Annotated in this window: 20 protein-coding genes and 1 other RNA gene; 11 read left to right on the forward strand and 10 right to left on the reverse strand. The window is 33.4% G+C overall.

Annotated features, from left to right (window positions below; genetic code table 11):
- Window positions 1-8: 8 nt before the first annotated feature.
- Window positions 9-2,474: a TonB-dependent receptor gene (locus P7122_RS14380; protein WP_278006493.1), complete on the reverse strand. Its 2,466-nt coding sequence runs from the start codon at window positions 2,472-2,474 to the stop codon at window positions 9-11.
- 11 nt (window positions 2,475-2,485) lie between these two features.
- Entirely contained in the window at window positions 2,486-4,171 is a 1,686-nt protein-coding gene (locus P7122_RS14385) for a M23 family metallopeptidase (RefSeq protein ID WP_278006494.1), read from the reverse strand.
- A gap of 178 nt (window positions 4,172-4,349) precedes the next feature.
- Here P7122_RS14385 and P7122_RS14390 point away from each other — a divergent pair, with 178 nt between their 5' ends.
- The 4 genes from P7122_RS14390 (at window position 4,350) to rny (ending at window position 6,762) form a co-directional block, all read left to right on the forward strand.
- Entirely contained in the window at window positions 4,350-4,640 is a 291-nt protein-coding gene (locus P7122_RS14390) for a coiled-coil domain-containing protein (protein ID WP_278006495.1), read from the forward strand.
- Window positions 4,641-4,659: 19 nt separating this feature from the next.
- Entirely contained in the window at window positions 4,660-4,947 is a 288-nt protein-coding gene (locus P7122_RS14395) for a cell division protein ZapA (protein ID WP_278006496.1), read from the forward strand.
- Between the two features lie 60 nt (window positions 4,948-5,007).
- A non-coding RNA gene (gene ssrS, locus P7122_RS14400) (6S RNA) lies at window positions 5,008-5,128 on the forward strand.
- 56 nt (window positions 5,129-5,184) lie between these two features.
- Window positions 5,185-6,762 (forward strand): ribonuclease Y, encoded by a 1,578-nt coding sequence (rny, locus tag P7122_RS14405; protein ID WP_278006497.1) that lies wholly within the window; start codon window positions 5,185-5,187, stop codon window positions 6,760-6,762.
- A gap of 55 nt (window positions 6,763-6,817) precedes the next feature.
- Here the strand turns inward: rny and xerA are convergent, their stop codons facing one another.
- The 4 genes from xerA to P7122_RS14425 are packed head-to-tail and all read right to left on the reverse strand — an operon-like array spanning window position 6,818 to window position 9,019.
- The gene (xerA, locus tag P7122_RS14410; RefSeq protein ID WP_278006498.1) at window positions 6,818-7,726 is read right to left on the reverse strand and encodes a site-specific tyrosine recombinase/integron integrase; all 909 of its coding nucleotides are present in this window, start codon (window positions 7,724-7,726) and stop codon (window positions 6,818-6,820) included.
- Window positions 7,727-7,751: 25 nt separating this feature from the next.
- Window positions 7,752-8,279, reverse strand: a complete 528-nt coding sequence (locus tag P7122_RS14415) for a hypothetical protein (protein ID WP_278006499.1) — start codon at window positions 8,277-8,279, stop codon at window positions 7,752-7,754.
- Window positions 8,272-8,763: a hypothetical protein gene (locus P7122_RS14420; protein ID WP_278006500.1), complete on the reverse strand. Its 492-nt coding sequence runs from the start codon at window positions 8,761-8,763 to the stop codon at window positions 8,272-8,274. Before P7122_RS14420 ends, P7122_RS14415 begins: the two co-directional genes overlap by 8 nt.
- Window positions 8,738-9,019, reverse strand: a complete 282-nt coding sequence (locus P7122_RS14425) for a TRL-like family protein (RefSeq protein WP_278006501.1) — start codon at window positions 9,017-9,019, stop codon at window positions 8,738-8,740. Before P7122_RS14425 ends, P7122_RS14420 begins: the two co-directional genes overlap by 26 nt.
- A gap of 353 nt (window positions 9,020-9,372) precedes the next feature.
- On the opposite strand from P7122_RS14425, the gene P7122_RS14430 reads away from it, so the two are divergent.
- The 3 genes from P7122_RS14430 (at window position 9,373) to P7122_RS14440 (ending at window position 10,969) form a co-directional block, all read left to right on the forward strand.
- Entirely contained in the window at window positions 9,373-9,993 is a 621-nt protein-coding gene (locus tag P7122_RS14430) for an outer membrane beta-barrel protein (protein ID WP_278006502.1), read from the forward strand.
- Between the two features lie 80 nt (window positions 9,994-10,073).
- Complete coding sequence (gene aroQ / locus P7122_RS14435; RefSeq protein ID WP_278006503.1) at window positions 10,074-10,493, forward strand: type II 3-dehydroquinate dehydratase; 420 nt, start codon at window positions 10,074-10,076, stop codon at window positions 10,491-10,493.
- 2 nt (window positions 10,494-10,495) lie between these two features.
- The gene (locus P7122_RS14440; RefSeq protein ID WP_278006504.1) at window positions 10,496-10,969 is read left to right on the forward strand and encodes an outer membrane beta-barrel protein; all 474 of its coding nucleotides are present in this window, start codon (window positions 10,496-10,498) and stop codon (window positions 10,967-10,969) included.
- Window positions 10,970-11,021: 52 nt separating this feature from the next.
- Here P7122_RS14440 and lpdA read toward each other — a convergent pair whose 3' ends face one another.
- The 3 genes from lpdA to msrB are packed head-to-tail and all read right to left on the reverse strand — an operon-like array spanning window position 11,022 to window position 13,496.
- Window positions 11,022-12,398: a dihydrolipoyl dehydrogenase gene (gene lpdA, locus P7122_RS14445; RefSeq protein WP_278006505.1), complete on the reverse strand. Its 1,377-nt coding sequence runs from the start codon at window positions 12,396-12,398 to the stop codon at window positions 11,022-11,024.
- Window positions 12,399-12,454: 56 nt separating this feature from the next.
- A complete protein-coding gene (locus P7122_RS14450; RefSeq protein WP_278006506.1) occupies window positions 12,455-13,006 on the reverse strand; it encodes a DUF1572 family protein in 552 nt (183 codons plus the stop codon).
- On the reverse strand, window positions 12,999-13,496 hold the full coding sequence (gene msrB / locus P7122_RS14455; RefSeq protein WP_278006507.1) for a peptide-methionine (R)-S-oxide reductase MsrB: 498 nt from the start codon (window positions 13,494-13,496) through the stop codon (window positions 12,999-13,001). Before msrB ends, P7122_RS14450 begins: the two co-directional genes overlap by 8 nt.
- A 142-nt stretch (window positions 13,497-13,638) precedes the next feature.
- On the opposite strand from msrB, the gene P7122_RS14460 reads away from it, so the two are divergent.
- Window positions 13,639-15,045: a glycogen synthase gene (locus P7122_RS14460; RefSeq protein ID WP_278006508.1), complete on the forward strand. Its 1,407-nt coding sequence runs from the start codon at window positions 13,639-13,641 to the stop codon at window positions 15,043-15,045.
- 5 nt (window positions 15,046-15,050) lie between these two features.
- The gene (locus P7122_RS14465; protein WP_278006509.1) at window positions 15,051-16,316 is read left to right on the forward strand and encodes a glucose-1-phosphate adenylyltransferase; all 1,266 of its coding nucleotides are present in this window, start codon (window positions 15,051-15,053) and stop codon (window positions 16,314-16,316) included.
- Window positions 16,317-16,542: 226 nt separating this feature from the next.
- On the opposite strand, the gene P7122_RS14470 is transcribed toward P7122_RS14465, so the two are convergent.
- Window positions 16,543-18,732 (reverse strand): bifunctional alpha,alpha-trehalose-phosphate synthase (UDP-forming)/trehalose-phosphatase, encoded by a 2,190-nt coding sequence (locus P7122_RS14470; RefSeq protein ID WP_278006510.1) that lies wholly within the window; start codon window positions 18,730-18,732, stop codon window positions 16,543-16,545.
- Window positions 18,733-18,813: 81 nt separating this feature from the next.
- Here P7122_RS14470 and P7122_RS14475 point away from each other — a divergent pair, with 81 nt between their 5' ends.
- The gene (locus P7122_RS14475; RefSeq protein ID WP_278006511.1) at window positions 18,814-20,613 is read left to right on the forward strand and encodes a glycoside hydrolase family 15 protein; all 1,800 of its coding nucleotides are present in this window, start codon (window positions 18,814-18,816) and stop codon (window positions 20,611-20,613) included.
- Between the two features lie 107 nt (window positions 20,614-20,720).
- Window positions 20,721-22,631 (forward strand): 1,4-alpha-glucan branching protein GlgB, encoded by a 1,911-nt coding sequence (glgB, locus tag P7122_RS14480; protein WP_278006512.1) that lies wholly within the window; start codon window positions 20,721-20,723, stop codon window positions 22,629-22,631.
- Window position 22,632 lies beyond the last annotated feature (1 nt).

The raw sequence follows: 22,632 nt of genomic DNA on the forward strand, positions 1-22,632 counted from the left end.
TTATAGTCTTAAAATCTTGCTGATAACCTAAGGTTAAAAACACGAGGTGTTAAATAGTTAGGAATTGCAAATTGACGTTTGGTATATACATCTCTAACCCAAGTATTGGTTATTGAGTTTTGATTATTAAACATGTTGTAAATCTCAAAACCTAGAGAGAGCTCTCTAAATTTCTTTTTCCATTTAGTATTGTAGGTCTTAGCAGGATTAACAAGTTGTAATGAAATACCTAAATCTGCTCGTCTATAATCTCTTAGTCTCACCTGAAAATCGTAAGGATCTGCATAGCTTGGTGAACCACCAGGAACACCTGTGTTGTAGACTAAATTAAGATACATTTTTAGATCTGGCATGTTTGGTACATAATCCTGAAACAAAGCACCAAATTTTAATCGTTGGTCAGTAGGTCTGGCTATATAACCACGATTATCTATATTCTCTTCTGTTTTTAAATACCCAAAACTAAACCAAGATTCTGTACCAGGAACAAACTCGCCATTTAAACGCATGTCTAATCCGTAAGCATAGGCCTTGGCATTATTATCTGCACTGTACCTAACTCTTACGTTTTCTAATGTGTAGGTATTAACGTTAGATAAACCTTTGTAATAGGCTTCGGTAACGAGCTTAAATGGTCTGTCCCAAATTTTAAAACTATACTCATTACCCAAAACGATATGAAATGACTTTTGAGCCTTTACATTTGGTTGTACAACACCAGAAGAATCTCTCAATTCTCTGTAAAAAGGTGGTTGGTAATATAAACCTCCAGCGACTCTAAAAAGCATATCCTTATCCCAATCTGGTTTTATAGCAAATTGAGCTCTAGGACTAACAACAGTTTGTGTATTGCTCTCAAGGTTTTCTCCGCCAACAGTCCAGTTGTGTAATCTTACACCAGCATTGTAAAACACTTCGTTATTTCCCCATTCTGTACGTTTGCTATATTGAGCAAAGGCTTGCACTCTGTCTATTTGTACTCTGTTTAGCGCTCTAATATCTTCAAAAGCAGTTAAAGGCCCTTCGTAGGGTTGATAAGGCTGAAGATTTGGAATGCTAAAATTTGGAGGACGAATAGAGAAGCCAGCAGAATCAATAATTTCGTATTCTACCAAACGGTCTCTAATATCTTCGTGTGTGTATTTTACAGACCATTCTACAGTAGATTCTTCATCAATTTTATAGTCTCCTCTGTGCTCTGCATTGACAATAAAGGCATCCAAGTCATTACGCGCATGTGTTAGCTGAGATCCAATACCTTCGCTAAATTCTACTTCACCTAAATTTTCATCTCCTATGTTGGTGTTAACCTCTCCAAGTCTGTATTGTGCAAAAATATCGAAGTACTCTTGTTCTAGTGTATGATATGCAGAACCAATAAACTTTAATGTAAGGTTATCGTTTACAAAATAGTTAGCCTTTAAAGCACCAAAATAAGTCTGATATTCGTCTTCTTCATTACCATCATAAAACACTAATAAAGCAACAGGTTCTTGTAGTGTACCGAAATTGGTTTGCCTGTTTTCTGGTTGAAAATTATACTGGTTAAGAGAAATGTTTCCTAAAAAATTTAAATGAAACTTGTCAGAAAAACGATAGGTTAAATACGTTTGAGCATCTGCAAAAACAGGCTCTACATTACCTTCGGTCTCAAGACTGTTTAGAATTAAACTATTATCTCTGTAGCGAACACCAGCAATACCTGAGAATTTACCATCTTTAGATACGGCTTCAGCAGCAACACTTCCTCCTAGTAGGCTTAGATCTGCACGCATTCCAAAAGCTACTGGATTGCGATATGTAATATCTAATACAGATGATAGCTTATCTCCATATTTAGCCTGAAAACCACCAGCTGAAAAATCGACATTAGACACTAAATCTGTATTAACAAAACTAAGTCCTTCTTGGTTTCCAGAGCGTATTAAGAACGGTCTGTAAACTTCAATCTCATTAACATAAACAAGGTTTTCATCAAAATTTCCACCTCTTACAGAATATTGTGTGCTTAATTCATTTGATATATTAACTCCTGGTAAGGTTTTTAGAATGTTTTCTATTCCTGGTTGAGCACCCTTTATAGTACGTAAAGTTTTTGGGTCAATATTTACAACACCATCATCGTTTTGTCTGGTATTGGTAGAAATAACAACTTCAGGTATTTGCTCTACATCTACTTTCATAACAGGATTAAACTCTAACTCCTGTCCATTTTTTAATTGAAACTTTTGTACAATTCTGCTATGTCCTATATGTGTGAATTCTACGGTTACTTCAATACCAGAAGGTATTCTAAATTCGTAAAACCCATTTGTATTAGTGGCAGCACCTTCACCAGTAGAAGCTTTAATATTTACACCTTCAATTGGCGTGTTGGTTTCGTCGAGGATAACACCTCTTATTATAGCTGTTTGTGAAAAAGAAAGTGCACTAAAAAGTAAGCTAAGGAGCAGTGTGAGTTGTAAGCGTTTCAATTAGTTTAGTTTTATTTTCTAAAAAAGGTTGCTTCAAATGTAGAACTATTTCCAACATTATCGGTAACAATTATCTTTAAATCGTTCTTAGTATCCTTAACGATGTTATCGTTAAAATCGTGTACTAACATTTTGGTTTTATAATCATACTCCATTAAAATCCATTGCCCATTTACTGTGGCTCTGTATTTGCTTATGCCAGATAGGTCATCATCAATTTTTACTTTGAGATAACGGTATTTGCTCAGCCACTTTTTGTCCTTAAAGTTTATAGGTGTTATGGTTGGTGCTACAGTATCCATAGCCAAAGTATAAGTGCCTAGTACTTTGCTGCCAGCACTTAAGGTATTGCCTTTGCGTTTGGTGCTTACGTAGCTAGGTTTTTTATAATAACCGTATAACCTCGCAATAAACATTTTGTCTAAATCTTTAGGCTTATAATGGCTTAGATCGTAATTGATGTAAAAATTCTTTTGTAATGGGATATTGTCTTCATGAAGATGAAGCGTGTCTGAGCTTACACTATAATCAATATCCACGTCTTCATAAACAGTATTACTGTAAAAATTCACAGTAACTAATCCAGTCTTTAGCTCTGTAGCTTGGTTTGCATATATAGTAGTTTTGTTAGAGTAGTCTGCTTCAGGTATTTCAAGAGCTTCTTTTTTGCCTTGTATAGGAATATTTATCCAAGTTTCATTGCCTTTAAAATCTCGTATTCTGGTTTTGAAAACTGAAGATGTGCTGTCTTCAACCATAATATAACCATTGTCATAAGCATCTTTATAAAGACTTAAAGGGTTATTTTCTTCAATAAATAATTTTTGAATTCTAGATCTTTTAGTTTTAAAATATTCGTAATCAATAAGACGTTTTATGTGTTTGGTTTCATCAAAGCTAAAGCGTTTAAAATCTATTTCTAGACTTTTATTACCATTAAAAAATGTTTGTATGTTGCTAACACCATTATTATTAGGTGCTAAATCTTGTTTGTCATAAGATGTTACACCAAATCCTATATTGCCATAGGCTGTAATTTCTTCAACTTTATAATCTCCTGTTTTCTGAGGGATTAAACGCAGAGGAACACGTTCTTTTTTACCATTAATTGTTGCATTTTCATCTTTCGGGTAGGCATAAACTGCAGATACAAATGGTTGTCTAGAATCTTTAATATCTATACCAAAAAGCATCGGGTTAATAGGACGCTCTTGGTTGTCTCTTATTTCAAAATGTAGGTGAGGACCACCAGAGCCACCAGTGTTTCCAGAGTAGGCTATAACTTCATTAGGTGCAATTAATAATTCGTCTGCACTAGGAAAAACTTCAACCTCAAAAGTTTCTTTGTCATATTGGCACTCTTTAATATATTTCTCTAATCTATCAGAAAATTTTTGAAGATGCGCATATACAGTTGTATAGCCATTAGGATGCGTAACGTATAAGGCTTTGCCATAACCGTAATGCGAAATTTTTATTCTACTCACATAGCCTTCTGCAGCAGCATAAACCTTTAAACCTGTTTTTTGTTGTGTTTTAATGTCTAAGCCAGAATGAAAGTGAGCAGACCTTAATTCTGCAAAAGTTCCGGAAAGCACTAAGGTTATATCTAAAGGATTTCTAAAATAATCTTGAGGGTATTCTGATTGCGAATACATGGAGCTCGTTACTAAAAATAAAAGCAATATTTTTCTCATATAAAGTGCTATTACAGCTAAAATATCAAATTGAATAAGAAAAGCAAACCTGAAATCTGCATTATTTTTCTGAACGTTTTAATTTTTAAGTTGTTATCTCAACTAAAAATAATTGTAAAAGAATTGTGTTTTTTAAATAGGTATGTTAAATTTGTTTCAACAGTATTGAATTACTTAAATGAGTAAAATAGAAGAAATTGTTGATGCTTTAGAGAATAAAATTAGCAAGGTTTTACATAAGCAAGAAGTCTTAAAGCAAACTAACGCTAAACTGTCTCAACAGATTGAAGAACAGCAACAAAGGCTTCTGGAGCAACAAGAAGAAATTGCTTCTTGGGCAGATAAGTATGAAACACTCAAAATAGCAAATTCAATGCTTGGTAGTGACGATAATAAACGAGAAACAAAGCTCAAAATAAATGCACTTATAAGAGAAATTGATCATTGTATAGGTCAACTCTCAGAATAAAGTTGTAAATTTAGACTAGATGTCAGATCAATTAAAAATTAAACTTTCAATTGCCAATAGAGTATATCCATTGACAATAAACCCTAAGCAGGAAGAAGGTTTACGTAAAGCCACAAAAAAAATAGAGGCTATGATTGGTCAGTTTGAGCAGAATTACTCTGTTAGAGATAAGCAAGATGTTTTGGCAATGTGCGCTTTACAGTTTGCAGCTCAGGTAGAGCAAAAATCGATAGATAAGGAATATGTTAATGAAGAGGTACAAGAGAAGTTAGAAGCTTTGAATGACCTTTTAAGCCAGCATATTTAACTCGTACGTTCTTTAAAATACAAAAAGGTTACTGCCTACATTAGTTATATTTTTTGATAAACTCAACGTTAATTCTTTAAAAAGGGTGAGTTTAAATTGTAAAAGCATGCTGCTAATACATTATGTATTTGGGCAGATCCTTGATCAGTTTGTTAGCCCTAAACTTGTTTTTAAGGAGTTTATACAAAATCCAAAACTGATGTAGGCTTTTTTTATATACTAAACTAAACACAAATCATGGACACTAACACGATACTATTTATAGTTGGAGGAGTGGTATTAGGATTAATAATAGGATACGTTATAGCTAAATCTCTAGAGAAAGGCAAAGCGTCTAAATTAATTGCTAATGCAGAGAACGAATCCAAATCAATTTTAAAACAAGCTAAAGCAGATTCTGAAGCTTTAAAAAAGGATAAAATACTGCAAGCCAAAGAAAAATTTATTGAGCTTAAAGCAGAGCACGAAAAGGTAATTTTGTCGAGAGACAAAAAAATGGCAGAAGCAGAAAAGCGTATTAGAGATAAAGAATCTCAGGTTTCTAATGAATTATCTAAAGCAAAAAAATCTAATCAATCTTTAGACGATAAAATAAAGGACTACAACTTTAGACTTGAATTCTTAGATAAGAAGAAAGACGAAATAGAAAAAGCGCACAAAAACCAAATTAAGCAGCTTGAAGTTATTTCTCAATTATCTGCAGAAGAAGCAAAAGAACAATTGGTAGAATCTTTAAAAGAAGAGGCTAAAACCGATGCAATGGCTTATGTGCAAGACAGATTAGAAGAAGCTAAATTAACCGCACAGCAAGAGGCTAAAAAGATTATCATTAATACGATTCAGCGTATAGGTACAGAAGAAGCAGTAGACAACTGTGTGTCTGTATTTAATATAGAGTCAGATGACGTTAAAGGTAGAATTATAGGTAGAGAAGGTCGTAACATTAGAGCTATTGAAGCAGCAACTGGTGTAGAAATTATTGTAGATGATACTCCAGAAGCTATTATTTTATCTTGTTTTGATTCTGTAAGACGAGAAATAGCACGTTTATCGCTTCATAAGTTAGTAACAGATGGTAGAATTCATCCTGCGCGTATTGAAGAAGTTGTTAAAAAGACAACTAAGCAAATAGAACAAGAAATTATAGAGGTTGGTAAGCGTACAGTAATAGATCTAGGGATACACGGCTTGCACCCAGAATTAATAAAAATGGTTGGTCGTATGAAATATCGTTCATCTTACGGTCAAAACCTGCTACAACACTCTAGAGAAGTTGCTAAACTTTGTGGTGTTATGGCTGCCGAATTAGGATTAAATCCTAAGTTAGCTAAAAGAGCTGGTTTATTACACGATATAGGTAAAGTACCATCGTCTGAAACAGATGTTGAAACTCCACACGCTATATTAGGTATGCAATGGGCAGAAAAGCATGGCGAAAAACCAGAGGTTTGTAATGCTATTGGAGCGCACCACGATGAAATTGAAATGACAACGTTGTTATCTCCAATAATTCAGGTATGTGATGCTATCTCAGGCGCAAGACCAGGAGCGAGAAGACAAGTTTTAGATTCTTACATACAACGTCTTAAAGATTTAGAAGATGTAGCATTTGGCTTTACAGGTGTTAAGAAAGCATATGCAATACAAGCAGGTAGAGAATTACGTGTTATTGTAGAGAGCGAAAAAGTATCTGATGATAAAGCTGCAAGCTTATCTTTTGAGATTTCTCAGAAAATCCAAACAGATATGACGTATCCTGGACAGGTAAAAGTTACTGTAATTAGAGAAACAAGAGCAGTGAATATTGCTAAATAAAGATAACTAACTCAAGTAATGGTAAAAGGGTGTTCTATTAGTTTAGAGCACCTTTTTATTTTCTGGGATGAAATGCGTTTAGCACATCACTAAGATGAGAACGGTCTACATGCATATACACTTCTGTGGTGGTAATACTTTCGTGGCCAAGCATCATTTGTATGGCTCTAAGATCGGCTCCATTTTCTAATAAGTGCGTTGCAAATGAATGTCTAAAGGTGTGAGGAGAGACAGTTTTCTTTAAGCCAGATTTTTTAACTAAATTCTTAATTATTGTAAAAATCATGGCTCTGGTAAGTTTGTTACCTTTATAATTAAGGAATAGAATATCTTTAGATTCTGGATTTACATTAATATGGTTTCTTATATCTTTCCATATAAGTATATATTTTTGTGTAGACTCACCTATAGGAACAAAACGCTGTTTGTCGCCTTTTCCTGTTACCTTAATAAACCCTTCATCAAAAAACAAATCAGAAATTTTTAATTCTATAAGTTCACTAACACGAAGTCCGCAACTGTACAAGGTTTCTATAATTGCTCTGTTACGTTCACCAAGATTAATACCTTGGTACTGGTAGCTTAGATCAATAGTGTCTATTAATAAATCAATGTCATCAATAGATAAGGTGTCCGGAAGCTTTCTGCCTATTTTTGGAGATTCAATTAAGTCCATAGGATTAGAATCTCTGTAATTTTCAAAAACTAAATAATCAAAAAAGTTTCTCAAACCAGAAATTAACCGTCCTTGAGATCTTGGGTTTATCGTTTTAGATATAGTATATATAAATTGTTTTATAAGATCGTTATTTATCTTATCTGGAGATATATCTATTTGATTGTCTTCTAAATAGCTTGTAAGTTTCTTAATATCATAGTTATAATTCTCAATAGAATTTTGAGACAAACCACGTTCAATTTGTAAATAGTGTCTGTAATCTTTTATTGCTTGAGGCCATTTCATGGTTTAGTGTTCTAAACTCAGTACTCTATAATAAGTTGTAAATTTTTTCTTTAATTATAGGTAATTTCTTTTTTGATCGTTTTGAAGGTGAGATTTTATTAGAGTCCTTTTCTGAAGTTATAGTTATCGAATGAGTACCATTTAATAAATTTTTTAAGTAAAATTCATAAGGTAATTTAATGCTTAATCTATGATTTATAAGGTCGTCGTCTCTTTTTGTAAAAAAAGTAGATATTTTATCTGTTTCATAAGTACTAAGACCTTCTTTGATCTCGATATTACTTACCTTGTCATCATTCTTTAGATAAATATTGAAATTGACGGTTACAGAATCTGTTTTTTTATCTATTCGTCTAAATGTAGCGTCTAATTTAGTTATTTTATAATTTGCGTCTTCATAGTCAATTGGTTTTACGAAGTATTGCATATTTCCGTCACCTAGATAAAAGTCTTCAATATATTTAGAAACTTTACCTGTTGAACGTGGTTTAACACCAACACAGCTGTATAATAAAACAATTATTATTGTATATATAATATGTCTTTTATTCATTTCTTAAATCTTTAAAGGTAAATCTTTTTTTGCTTAATGAATCTTCTGAAAATCTAGAAAAATTAGATTTATTATTTAGAGCAGTTATACTAGTTATTTCGCTTAAAGAATCTACCATATGTTGATAAAATACAAGCGTGTAATTTGGTTTCTCAATTGTTTTATAGATATTGTCTTTTAGTATTGTAGAATCTAAATCAATGAATAGGTAGGTGCTGTAGTCTTTATGTGAAATAGTTTTGTAAAGAACAAGTTCTTCTTTTTCAAAAATTTGTTTAAGTTCTTCAGCTTCATTAACTGAAGCACTATTTTTTTCTATTTCAGTCTCACCTTTCTTTAAAAGGTAAATATGTCCATCAAAAAGATTTATTTCTTTAGTGTTGTTGCCTCCACAGTTTACAAAAAGATAAAAAAAAATGGGTAAAATAACTCTACCCATTCTTTTAGTATATGTAAAATTATTCACCAGTGATGATAGTTTCATAAGTTACAACTAAACCTAAAATACTTTTAGTTTTGATATCTACAGTAGAAATTTTAGAAATTCCTCCTTGCTTTGCAGCACTTTTAATACTAGCATCTTCGTCAAAAGCAAAACCTAATACAACTGTAGCACTAGATTTACCAACTTTTGAACCTACTGGATTACTTGTAGCTGTAACAGGCATTGTAATAGAACAAGAGCTAAAAGAAATTGTCATAAGTACTACAAAAGCACATCTTAAAAAATTGTTTTTCATTTTATAATTGGTTTTAGATTAAAAACCAAATATATTAATTCTCTCTAAATAGGCAAGTATATTTTTTGTTTATGGCACTGAAAAACAATGTCATAGTGCTCTCTTTGGGGAGTCTGAAGTATTTGTTATTACTATATCTGTTAAAAAATGTTATCATTTTTTTTGTTTTAAAAAAGTTAAAACTATTATTTAGAGTTAATTAAAATAATGCTGATAGTCAATTGTTTAAGTTTTTTTTCTTGCTTTTTTAAATATCGACGAAATACAGTTTTTGTTAACATTTTTTTTAAGTTTTAACTGTAGTGTTTAACTTACATTTGCCGACCAAATTCAAATTTTAAAATTTAAAAATTATGAAAAAAGTATTACTTACAGCTGCTATAGCAGTATTCGGTTTAACAAACATGAACGCTCAAGAAGATGAAAAAACTTTTGGTTTTTCTGAAGGTGATTTCTTCGTAGAAGGTAATGTTAGTTTTAACAGTGAAAATGACAAAAATATTGATGAAAAATCAAACGAATTTAACATTAGCCCAAAAGTAGGTTACTTCATCAATGATGATTTAGCTATTGGTGCTGAGTTATTATTTGCTTCTTCAAAAACTGAATTAGATGGTACTGATACATCTGATTTTTCTGGTTTTGGTGTTGGTGCTTTTGGACGTTACTATTTCTTAGATTTAGGTGAGCGTTTTAAGACTAATGCAGAGTTCGGTGTTGGTTATGCTAGCATGGAAGATAAACTTGCTGAAGTAAAAGAAAATTCTTTTGGAGCTGGTCTTGGTTTAGGTATCAACTATTTCGTAACTGAGAAAATTGCTTTAACTTTTGGTTTAAAGAATATTTTATCTTTCTCTTCTACTAAATTAGATGTTGATGGAGCAGAAGCAGAAACAAGCTTTAACTTAGGTTTTGGTGATGTAGCTAACCCATTTGGAGGTAACGCATCTTTTGGTTTATTATTTGTATTCTAAGACTACAAAAAACTAAACATAAAAAACCGAAGCAGTAATGCTTCGGTTTTTTTATGCGCTTATTTTTCTATATTTACTTTATGAAGAAGCTTGTTATAATCAACGGACCTAATTTGAATCTTTTAGGTAAAAGAGAACCCGAAATATATGGTAGTCAAACTTTTGAAGACTACTTAGAAGCACTAAAATCTAAATATAATAATGTAGATTTAGAGTATTTTCAATCTAATATTGAAGGTGAGCTTATAGACAAGCTACAAGAGGTTGGTTTTAGTTATGATGGTATTATCCTTAATGCTGCTGCTTACACGCATACTTCTGTTGGTATTGGAGATGCTGTAAAAGCTATTGAAGTACCAGTTGTAGAGGTTCATATTTCTAACACATTTTCACGAGAGGAGTTTAGACATCAATCTTATATTTCACCAAATGCAAAAGGTGTAATTCTTGGTTTTGGTCTTAAAAGTTATGATTTAGCAATTGAAAGTTTTATCTTTTAAGAATGAAAACCTTAGCCTTCACTTTATTGGTTGCTTGTTTTTGCACAATACTTTCTGCGCAAACAGAATTTGGTGTTAAAGGTGGATTAAACTTTACCTTTTTTAAAGTTACCGAAGGAGATTTTGGCACTAATCCAGATACTGAGATTGGTTATTATGGAGGTGTTTTTGTAGATTTTCCGATAGATAATGGCTTTCATCTACAACCTGAATTGTTGTACAAAGGTGTTGGAGATTTCAAATTTTTAAACGCACCTATTTATCTAAAATATGATGTATATGAGAATGTACACATTTTGGTTGGCCCAAGTTTAAACTACTTTTTCGATTTTTTCTCTAATAAGTTTAAAGTACGTGCAGATTTGAGTTTAGATTATGACTTTTCTTCAGATTTAAGTATGCATATGAAATACACCATAGGATTAGAAGAATTATCTCCCAATGTACTTTTCATGGGACTAGGATATAGATTATAAAAAAAGCGATTCTTTACGAATCGCTTTTTTATTTATTATGGTTGTTATTTTATTATAAATGAATGACTTCATCATAAGCATCTGCAACAGCTTCCATAACCGCTTCACTCATTGTTGGGTGAGGATGAACTGCTTTTAATACTTCGTGACCAGTAGTTTCTAATTTACGACCTAATACAGCTTCAGCAATCATGTCTGTAACACCAGCACCAATCATGTGGCAACCTAACCACTCACCATATTTAGCATCAAAAATTACTTTTACAAAACCGTCTTTGTTTCCACCAGCACTTGCTTTACCAGAAGCAGAGAATGGGAACTTACCAACTTTAATATCGTAACCTTGCTCTTTAGCTTGCGCTTCAGTAAGACCAACACTTGCTATTTCTGGAGTACAATATGTACAACCAGGAATATTACCGTAATCTAATGCCTCTACATGCATTCCTGCAATTTTTTCAACACAAAGAATACCTTCAGCAGAAGCAACGTGAGCTAAAGCTTGACCAGGAGTAACATCTCCAATAGCATAATAGCCAGGTATGTTAGTTTGGTAATAGTCGTTTACTAAGATTTTATCTCTATCTACAGCAATACCTACGTCTTCTAAACCAATATTTTCGATATTAGATTTAATACCCACAGCAGATAATACAACGTCAGCTTCTAAAATTTCTTCGCCTTTTTTAGTTTTTACAGTAGCTTTTACACCTTCGCCAGATGTATCTACAGATAATACTTCTGAAGATGTCATTACCTTAATACCATTCTTTTTGAAGCTACGCTCTAGCTGCTTAGAAACTTCATCATCTTCTACAGGTACAATTTTTGGCATGTACTCAACAATAGTAACTTCTGTACCCATTGAGTTGTAGAAGTAAGCAAACTCTACACCAATAGCACCAGAACCAACAACTATTAATTTCTTAGGCTGCTTATCAAGACTCATAGCTTGTCTGTAACCTATTACTTTTTTGCCATCTTGTGGTAGGCTTGGTAATTCGCGAGAGCGTGCACCAGTTGCTACTATAATATGATCGGCAGAATATTCTTTACCATCTACATCAACTTTTTTTCCAGCTTTAAGTTTTCCGAAACCATCAATAACGTCTATTTTGTTCTTTTTCATTAAGAACTTAACACCATTACTCATACCTTCTGCAACACCACGACTACGTTTTACAACAGCATCAAAATCGTGTTCTGCATCTTTAACTTTTAAACCGTAATCTTCAGCATGTTTTAAATATTCAAAAACCTGAGCAGATTTTAAAAGGGCTTTTGTAGGGATACAACCCCAATTTAAACATATACCACCAAGATTTTCTTTTTCTATAATGGCTGTTTTAAAACCTAATTGAGATGCTCTAATTGCTGCTACGTAGCCACCAGGACCACTTCCTAATACTATGATATCGTATTTACTCATGAGTAATTTTTTTGTTGAATTTTAAGAGTACGAATTTACGAAACCAAAACGTAATATTAAAGGTCTTCTGTAAAATGTCTTTTGCCTTTGTCTTTAGCAAATTTTTCTTGATTGTAATCCTTTGATTTTCCTTTAGGTATAGATAAGGATTGCCAATTTTTTCCTTTGACAAGTTTACCTAAAAAAACAATTTGCCCAACATGATAAGCGTAGTGCATCATTTGCCTGTTTATAGCTTCAACTACAGTGTGGCCTTGGTTTCTTATGTAAATAATGCGTTCTAAATCTTCATCATTTAAAGGCTTTATTGCGGTGAATAAACAATCCCAACCTTTGTTCCAGGCCTTAAGTAATTCTTCTTTAGAATGAAATGAATCTATGAATTCTTGGTCGCGTTGTCGCCATTCTTTCTCACCATCTTCGGTTAAAAAATTGGTCCAGCGACTTAGCATATTGCCCACAATGTGCTTTATTATGATAGAAATTGAGTTAGAATCGTCTTCAAATTCTTTTTTTAATTCTTCAAAAGTTAATTGGCTAAGGGTTTTATCGCCAAGACTTTTGTAGTATTCAAATTGTTTTATGCTACTTGCCAGATAACTATTCATCTTTATTATTGTCTTCAGAAACAAATTTTAATGCTACACCATTAATACAATGGCGTTTTCCTGTGGTGGCTTTTGGGCCATCATTAAATACGTGACCTAAGTGTCCACCACATGTTGCGCAGTGCTCTTCGGTACGTGCATAACCAATCTCATAATCTGTAGAAAAGGCAACGTTACCTTCAATCTCTTTATCAAAACTTGGCCAGCCACTACCAGAATCAAATTTATGTTCACTTTTAAATAAAGGAGTGTCACATGCAGCGCAATGATATACGCCTTTTTCATAATTTTTATTCAAAGCACTGGAAAACGCTCGTTCTGTACCTGCTTCTCTAAGAACATAATATTCCATTTCGGATAATTCGGCTTTCCATTCAGCGTCAGTTTTGGTAACAGGAAAATCCTCTTTTTGTTCATTTTCTTTTTTTTGAGCTGAAGAATTACAACTCATAAACAAACTCAATACCAGCAATAATGTGATCTTTTTCATAGCTTAAATTTAAGTAATTTTATTCAGGTCTTCGGTCGAGTTAAGATAACTTTAATTACAGAAAATGTAATATTTATTTTACGTTGGCATTTATGTTTAGAAGTTATTATTCGTTAACTTTAGGCTTTAATATAAATATACGATGCGTATAATTCATATAAGTGCCGAGTGTTATCCTGTAGCCAAAATAGGTGGTCTTGCAGACGTTGTTGGTGCTTTGCCAAAATACCAAAACAAACTAGGTGCAGAAAGTGCGGTTATAATGCCGTTTTACGATAACAAGTTTACAAAAGAAAATACTTTTGAAGCTATATATGACGCTAATGTTAAGTTAGGAGAACAACAATATCCTTTTGCAGTGTTAATACTGAAGGATAATACTTTAGATTTTCCTGTTTATTTCATTCATATTGAATCTTTATTGTATAAAGATTATGTCTATTCTGAAGATGATACAGATCGTTTTTTAGCATTTCAGATTGCTGCTATGGATTGGTTATTAACGTTAGACAAAAAGCCAGAATTTATTCATTGCCACGATCATCATACAGGTTTAATTCCTTTTATGGCGCAAGAATCATATAAGTATGAATCGCTAAATAAAATACCTGTAGTTACTACCATACACAATGCGCAGTACCAAGGATGGATGTCTTATGAGTATTTAAATAAGATACCAGAATTTAATTTAGATCATATTGGACTTTTAGACTGGAATGGTACTATAAATCCTTTAGCAGCAGCAATTAAATGTGCTTGGAGAGTTACAACTGTTTCACCGAGTTATATGGAAGAGCTAATGCAAAACGCCAACGGATTAGAAGCATTATTGAGTGCTGAACGGCAAAAAGCTATTGGTATTTTAAATGGTATCGATGCTGATGTTTGGAATCCGGAAACAGATCAATTTACAGAAAAGAACTATAAGGTTTCTTCAGTAGTGTCTGGTAAGAAATCTAATAAAAGTTGGTTGTGCAAAGAATTTAATCTCAATGAATCTAAACCTTTATTTTCTTTTATAGGAAGGCTTGTAGGTGAGAAGGGAGCAGAGTTATTACCAGGTGTTTTTTATAAAGCTTTACAATCAAAAGATATTTCTATACTTTTATTAGGTTCTGGTATGCCACAAACTGAAGCTGAATTACTATCTTTAAAGAACGTTCAAGTAGGTAATTATAATTGCTTTATAGGTTATGATGAAAGATTGTCGCATATGATCTATGCTGGATCTGATTTTTTATTGATGCCATCTCGAGTAGAACCATGTGGATTAAACCAAATGTACGCTCTGCGTTATGGAACAGTACCTGTTGTAAGACGTATTGGTGGTCTTAAAGATACCGTTGTAGATATAAACGATAAAGACGGTTATGGCATTTGCCACGATGAAGTATCAGAAACTTCTATTCTAGAAGCTATAGACAGAGCAAAAGAATTTTACAAACAAGAAACTGAGTTTAAAAGTAACCGAAAAGCAATAATGAGCATAGACAACTCTTGGGGAGTTTCTGCAAAAGCATATATAAATCTATACAATTCAATAACATAAAAATTATGGTTAACAATAAAGTATTATCTATTATTCTGGGAGGCGGTCAAGGATCTAGACTCTATCCACTTACTGAAAATCGTTCTAAACCAGCAGTGCCAATTGCCGGAAAATATAGACTAGTAGATATACCTATTTCTAATTGTATCAATTCTGAGATAAAAAGAATGTATGTTTTAACGCAGTTTAATTCAGCATCTCTAAACCGACATATAAAAAATACGTATCATTTTAGTTTTTTTAGTTCAGCATTTGTAGATGTGTTAGCAGCAGAGCAAACTATAAAGAGTGATAAATGGTTTCAGGGAACAGCAGATGCTGTAAGGCAAAGTATGCATCATTTTCTTCAGCACGAGTTTGAATATGCTCTCATACTTTCTGGTGACCAATTGTATCAGATGGATTACAATAAAATGATAGATGCGCACATCAAAGCCAATGCAGATATTTCTGTAGGAACTTATCCAGTTAATGCTAAAGATGGTACGTCTTTCGGAATTTTAAAGACTGATGATGAAAATAGAATCACATCTTTTATTGAAAAACCATCTGCAGATGTTATTGTAGATTGGAAATCTGATGTAAGTGATGAAATGAAACAGCAAGGTAGAGAATACTTAGGCTCTACAGGAATTTATATCTTCAATAAAGACCTACTTGTTGAGTTGATGAATGATGAAAGTACTGTAGATTTTGGTAAAGAAATTATTCCTCAAAGTATAGAAAAACATAAAGTAGTGAGTTATCCTTTTGAAGGGTACTGGACAGATATTGGTAATATAGATTCATTTTTTGAGGCAAACTTAGGCTTAACGGATGATATACCTCAATTCAATTTATTTGATTTAGATAATAGAGTTTATACCAATGCACGTATTTTGCCAACTTCAAAGGTTTCTGGTACAACATTAAACAAAGCCGTTATTGCCGAAGGTTGTATAATACAAGCTGCAACCATTGAAAAATCCGTAATTGGTATTAGGTCTCGTATTGGTAAAGAAACTACAGTTATTAACACCTATATGATGGGTAGTGACACCTACGAATCTCTGGAGGATATTGAGTCTAAAAAGATTGATGTTTTAATGGGAATAGGCGAACGTTGCTTTATTAAAAATACTATATTAGATAAAAACTGTAGAATAGGAGATGACGTTAGAATTAACGGTGGCAAGCATCTGGAAGATACCGAAACAGACCAATACGTCATTAAAGATGGTATTGTGGTTGTAAAAAAGGATGCTGTAATTCCTCACGGAACTATTATTTAATGTTTGGATTTTATTTGAAAAAGATTAGGATGTTATTCAATAGGTTCAGTAAGATTGTTATTAATTTATTTTTTATTATAATTCTGTTTAGTTGTAATGAAGATGAATGTACTAAAATGGTGAATATATCCAAATGGGATGCCAATTTAATGACATTTGTTGATGATATGCAAGAGGTGCCTTGTGATTTTGAAGAACCTGTTGATGAGCCTGTGAATTAGTTAATTTACTGCGCAAGTTTCTCTAAAAGCTCACGAACTTTCTCAGTACCTTGTATTTGATATTTGGCTTTCGTTTTAGTGTAACCAACTTTTATGGTGTAAGCTGATTCTGGTGCTTCTTCAAACATATATTCATCTGTCCAGTCATCGCCAAAAATGCTAACGAAATCATAATTGTCTTGTGTGAGCAAGCGACTTACAACGCGTCCTTTGTTAACATTACTGCTCTTTATTTCTATAACCTTATTGCCCTTTAAAATTGATAGACCATTATTGGCAACCATACTTGTAAGTACTGTGTTTAGTTCTATAGTACGGATTTTAGCCAACTCTGGGTCAGCTTTTCTGTAGTGCCAAGCCAAAGAGTAGTTTTTTGTTTCAATAAATGTACCAGGTGTTCTATCTACAAAGGTTTCTAAGATTGGCCTTATGTTTTGCATCCAATCTGTTTTTATGCGTTCTAAAGCATTCCACTCTTTGTTTTTGTACAGCCAAACTCCGTGGTCAGTTACTAAATTATAAGGCTTGTGTCCAAACCAACGTTGAAAAGTATCTTTGTCGCGTCCACTTATAAGTACAAGCGTTGTTTTTTCGTGTAGCTTATCCAACAAACTGAACAAAGCCTCATCAGGTTCTGCATCTTGTGGATTGTCTTTAAAACCAACAAGTGTTCCATCATAATCTAAGAGTAGCAGTCTTTTGTTTTTTTCATTAAATGTTGAAATTAAATCTGCTTCATAGTCTTCAGTAAGCTTTTTCGTTACATTTTCGTTTTTAGAGTTTTTAGTGTCTTCCAAAGACTTTAAAAACTCATCAGCCCATTTCTCAACATCATAACGCTTTAGACGTTTCTGCAAGAATTTTATTCGTGTTTGTTGTTCTTCCAAAGGCATTGTTAAGGCACGTTTTAGGCTATTTGCAAAATCTTCGTAACTATTAGGATTTATTAAAAGTGCTTCATTCATTTCTTTAGAGGCACCAGCCATTTCACTGAGTATTAAAACACCATTGCCTTTTGTTCTGGTGGCTACGTATTCTTTAGCCACTAAGTTCATTCCATCGCGTATTGGCGTAATTAAAGCCACATCAGAAGAGGTGTACAAATCAATTAAATTATTAAAAGGCATAGACCTGTAGAAATACCAAATTGGTGTCCAGCTTACTGTGGCAAACTTTCCGTTTATTCTACCAACAAGTTCGTCTGTTTCGCGTTTCAGTTTTTGGTATTGTGGAACGTTAGAACGCGATGGAACAGCAAGCATAACCAATCTCACTTTTTCTTTGTATTCTGGGTAATTGTCTAAAAAATACTCAAAAGCCTTGATTCTGTTTGGGATTCCTTTGGTATAGTCCATTCTGTCAATAGATAAAATCAACTTTTTATCTTCAGAAATGTGTTCTTCCAACCGTTTTCTTAAATCCGACTTTTCTTCAGAATCATTATCGTGCTCTAGTGCTGCATTATGAAATTTGTCATAATCTATTCCCATCGGGAACGAGTCTACTTTAATTATTCTATCGTGATAACTTATTTCATTAAACTGAACTTCCAAACGCATTATTCGTTTTACTGAGCTTAAAAAATGACGCTCATAATCATACGTATGAAAGCCTAGCAAATCTGCGCCTAACATTCCGGTTAAGATTTCTTCACGCCAAGGAAAGGTTCTAAAAATTTCGTAAGACGGAAAAGGTATGTGTAAAAAGAACCCAATAGTTGTGTTAGGTTTTCTGTCTTTTATAAGTTGTGGCAACAACAACAATTGATAATCGTGAACCCAAACTGTATCGCCATCCTCTAAGTTGTCAATAACAACTTCAGCAAATTTTTCATTCACACGTTTGTAGGCTTCCCATTCCTTTTGCTCAAAATTTGAGTATTCCATAAAATAATGGAATAATGGCCATAAAGCTCTGTTGCTAAAACCCTCGTAATATTCCTCAATATCTTCATTTGTAAGCGGAACAGAAACACATTTTTCATCTCTAATTTTTGAATCTATTTCGTCGGAAAGTTCTGGTCTTAAGTCATTTTCAGGAATTCCAGACCAACCAATCCAAATACCATTGCCTTCTGCGTGTACAGATTTCATACCTGTTGCCAAACCGCCTACACTTGGTACAACTTTAAAAGAATTATCTTGAATTGATACTTGAAGAGGTAAACGATTAGAAACAATTATGGTTTTATTCATACAGATTATTTGTGCTAGTTGAAAGGTTTTTGTTAATTTAAGGAAAATAAAAGGTTTTACATTTTAAAAAACAAAGATTTAATGAACAATTTAGATTATGGTGTTATTGGTAACTGTAGAAGTGCCGCTTTAGTTTCAAAAAATGGTTCAATGGATTGGTGCTGTCTACCTCAGTTTGATTCGCCATCTGTTTTCGGAAAACTATTAGATGAAAAGATAGGTGGTTCCTTTGGGTTTGAAGTAGATGATAGTTACCAAATACAGCAATACTACATTGAGAATACGGTTATTTTGGTAACAAGGTTCAGTAACGGATTAGATACGTTTGAAGTGAGAGACTTTATGCCACGATACCATAACAATAATGGTGCTTTTAATGCACCACCAGAGTTCATTAGGTATATAAAATACATTTCGGGTAAACCAACGGTTAAAGCCATATACAACCCAAGATTGGAGTATGCAAAAGGAGAAACCAAAACCTATATAAAAAATGATTTTGTTGTAAGCTTAACCGATAATGAAGCTTATGACACCTTGTTTATGTACACCAGTTTTGATAAAGAAAAGGTTATAAAAGGCGAGGAATTAGAAATAAAGTCTGACCATTTCTTTCTTGTTGGTTATCACGAAAAATTATTCGTACCAACCTTAAAAATGGCATTCTTAGAGCACGAACGCACCAAAGTGTACTGGCTTAATTGGTTAGAACGTACAACATCATATAAAAAATACAATAAGCAAATTGCAAGAAGTGCAATGACCTTAAAGTTGCTTAGTTATGATAAAACAGGAGCCATTCTGGCAGCCATAACAACATCGTTACCAGAAACCATTGGCGAAGTAAGAAATTGGGATTACCGCTTTTGTTGGATTAGAGATGCCTCAATGGTTATAAAGGTAATGTCTACTTTGGGACATAAAAACATTGCGAAGCGCTATCTAAAATTCATTATAGATTTAATTCCAGATAAGGATGAAAAGCTTCAGATAATGTACGGTATCAATGGCGAGAAAAAGCTAACCGAAACATTCTTAGACCATTTGTCGGGTTACAAAAATTCTAGTCCTGTTAGGATAGGAAATGCTGCTTATATGCAAAAGCAAAATGACATTTATGGTATTCTTATGGATATGATTCATCAATTATTGCTGAATTTTAATAACGATATAGAAAATGGAGAAGCACTTTGGAATATTACCAAAGGAATCGTTTGGACAGTTGACAAACACTGGCAAGAACCAGATAAAGGTATTTGGGAATTTAGATCGGAAGATCAGCATTTTACATTCTCTAAAGTACTGTGTTGGACAGCTGTTGATAAAGCCATTAAAGTAGCCAAATTATTAGGAAAGACCTCTAAATTGGCACGTTGGCAATTGTTAGAGGAAACCATTAAGGCAGATATAATGGAAAATGCTTGGAGCGATACTGCACAAGCCTTTACGCAGGCTTATGGTACTGACGATTTAGACGCTTCGGTTTTATTAATGGAATCTTACGGTTTTATAGATGCCAAGCATCCTAAGTTTGTAAGCACAGTAAAAGCCATCGGAAGAGAGTTGTCTTATGAAGGTTTATTGTTCCGATATAAAAATCAAGATGATTTTGGTTTACCATCGTCATCATTCACAATTTGCACGTTTTGGTACATTAATAGTCTGTACAAAATAGGAGAGGAGAAAAAAGCCGTTGACCATTTTGAAAAACTATTGTCTTACAGTAACCATCTAGGCTTGTTTAGTGAAGATTTAGATTTTAAAACCAAACGATTGTTGGGTAATTTCCCTCAGGCATATTCGCATTTGGCATTAATTGAAACGGCTATAAATCTATCTAAGACAACAAAAGATGAAAAAGTAAAGGATGCGTTATTTTAATAAAGAAAACTCATTTCAACAAAACCGTAAGACGCTAAATTATAACTACCTTGCATTAAAATTTAGGACGTTAAAGGTAACGTTCTAACAACTTCAACAATTGGTTTATGGCAGAAGTATCTGTACACAGTTTATTCACGGAATTCGATATTAATTTATTTAAGTCTGGTAAGCATTACAAACTTTACGAAAAATTTGGGTCTCACATCACAACCTTAGATGGTGTAGATGGTACTTACTTTGCGGTTTGGGCACCAAGTGCCAAAGAAGTTTCTGTAATCGGTGATTTTAATTTTTGGACAGAAGGCAAACATAAGCTCAATGTACGTTGGGACCAAAGTGGTATTTGGGAAGGATTTATTCCAAATGTAGGAAAAGGCAATTTGTACAAGTATAAAATAAGAAGTCATCATAAGGATATTGTAACAGAGAAAGCAGATCCTTATGCTAGGCGAAATGAGCATCCACCAAAAACAGCATCCATAATCTGGGAAGACGATTACAGCTGGCAAGATAAAGATTGGATGACTTCCAGAAAGTCTAAAAATGCTTTAGACGCACCGTATTCTGTGTACGAAGTGCATCTTGGTTCTTGGAAGAAAAAGGTTGAAGAAGGTCGTTTCTTATCCTATTATGAAATGGCTGATGAACTAGTGTCTTACGTTAAGGAAATGAATTTTACGCACGTAGAATTAATGCCAGTTATGGAGTTTCCTTACGACCCATCTTGGGGCTATCAAATTACAGGTTATTTTGCGCCAACATCGCGTTATGGTTATCCCGAAGAGTTTAAGTTGTTGGTTGATAAACTGCATCAAAACGATATAGGTATTATATTAGATTGGGTACCATCTCACTTTCCGGAAGATGCACACGGTTTGGGCTTTTTTGATGGTTCGCACTTATATGAGCATCCAGATAGACGTAAAGGCTATCATCCTGATTGGAAAAGCTTAATTTTCAACTACGGTAGAAATGAAGTAAAATCGTTCTTAATTAGTAATGCTATTTTCTGGTTAGACCAATACCACGCAGATGGTTTGCGAGTAGATGCTGTGGCTTCAATGTTGTTTTTAGATTACAGTAGGGAAGATGGCGAATGGGAACCCAATATGTTTGGTGGAAGAGAAAATCTTGAAGCCATATCCTTTATGCGAGAAATGAACGAAGCAGTTTACGGAATGTTTCCAGATGTGCAAACCATTGCTGAAGAGTCTACATCGTTTCCTATGGTTTCTAAACCAACATCTATAGGAGGCTTAGGCTTTGGTATGAAATGGATGATGGGTTGGATGCATGATACACTTCAGTATTTTGCAAAAGAACCAATTTATAGAAAATACCATCAAAACGACCTTACGTTTTCTATGACGTATGCATTTTCTGAAAATTTTATGTTGCCACTAAGTCACGATGAAGTGGTTTACGGTAAACGTTCCATATTAGGAAGAATGCCTGGCGATGAGTGGCAGCGTTTTGCCAACTTAAGACTGTTGTATAGCTATATGTTTACGCATCCAGGAACAAAAATCTTGTTTCAAGGTGCTGAGTTCGGCCAGAATGATGAGTGGGATTTTCAAAATAGTTTAGATTGGCACTTATTACAGTACAAATCACATAAAGGTGTTCAAGAGCTTATAAAGGACTTAAACACATTTTATAAGCAGCAACCATCGTTATACGAGAAGCAATTTTCTAACGACGGTTTTGAATGGATAGATTATAACGATTCAGAAAATTCTGTTTTAAGTTATATTAGAAAAGGGAATACTTCTTCAGAAGATTTGGTAGTTGTTATTAATATGACACCAACGCCTAAAGAACTTTACAAAGTAGGTGTTCCTAGACCAGGAAAACTTAAAGAGGTTTTTAATAGCGATTTAAAAAAATATTTTGGTACAGGTAAGTATAAAAATACAGTAAAGACTACTAAAGCTCAACCTTGGAATTACAGAGATTATTCTATAGAAATTAACCTGCCACCTTTAGGGTTAATTGCTTTTAAATATTCTGAATAAA

The organism is Winogradskyella marincola, assembly GCF_029624125.1.
Lineage (GTDB): Bacteria > Bacteroidota > Bacteroidia > Flavobacteriales > Flavobacteriaceae > Winogradskyella > Winogradskyella marincola.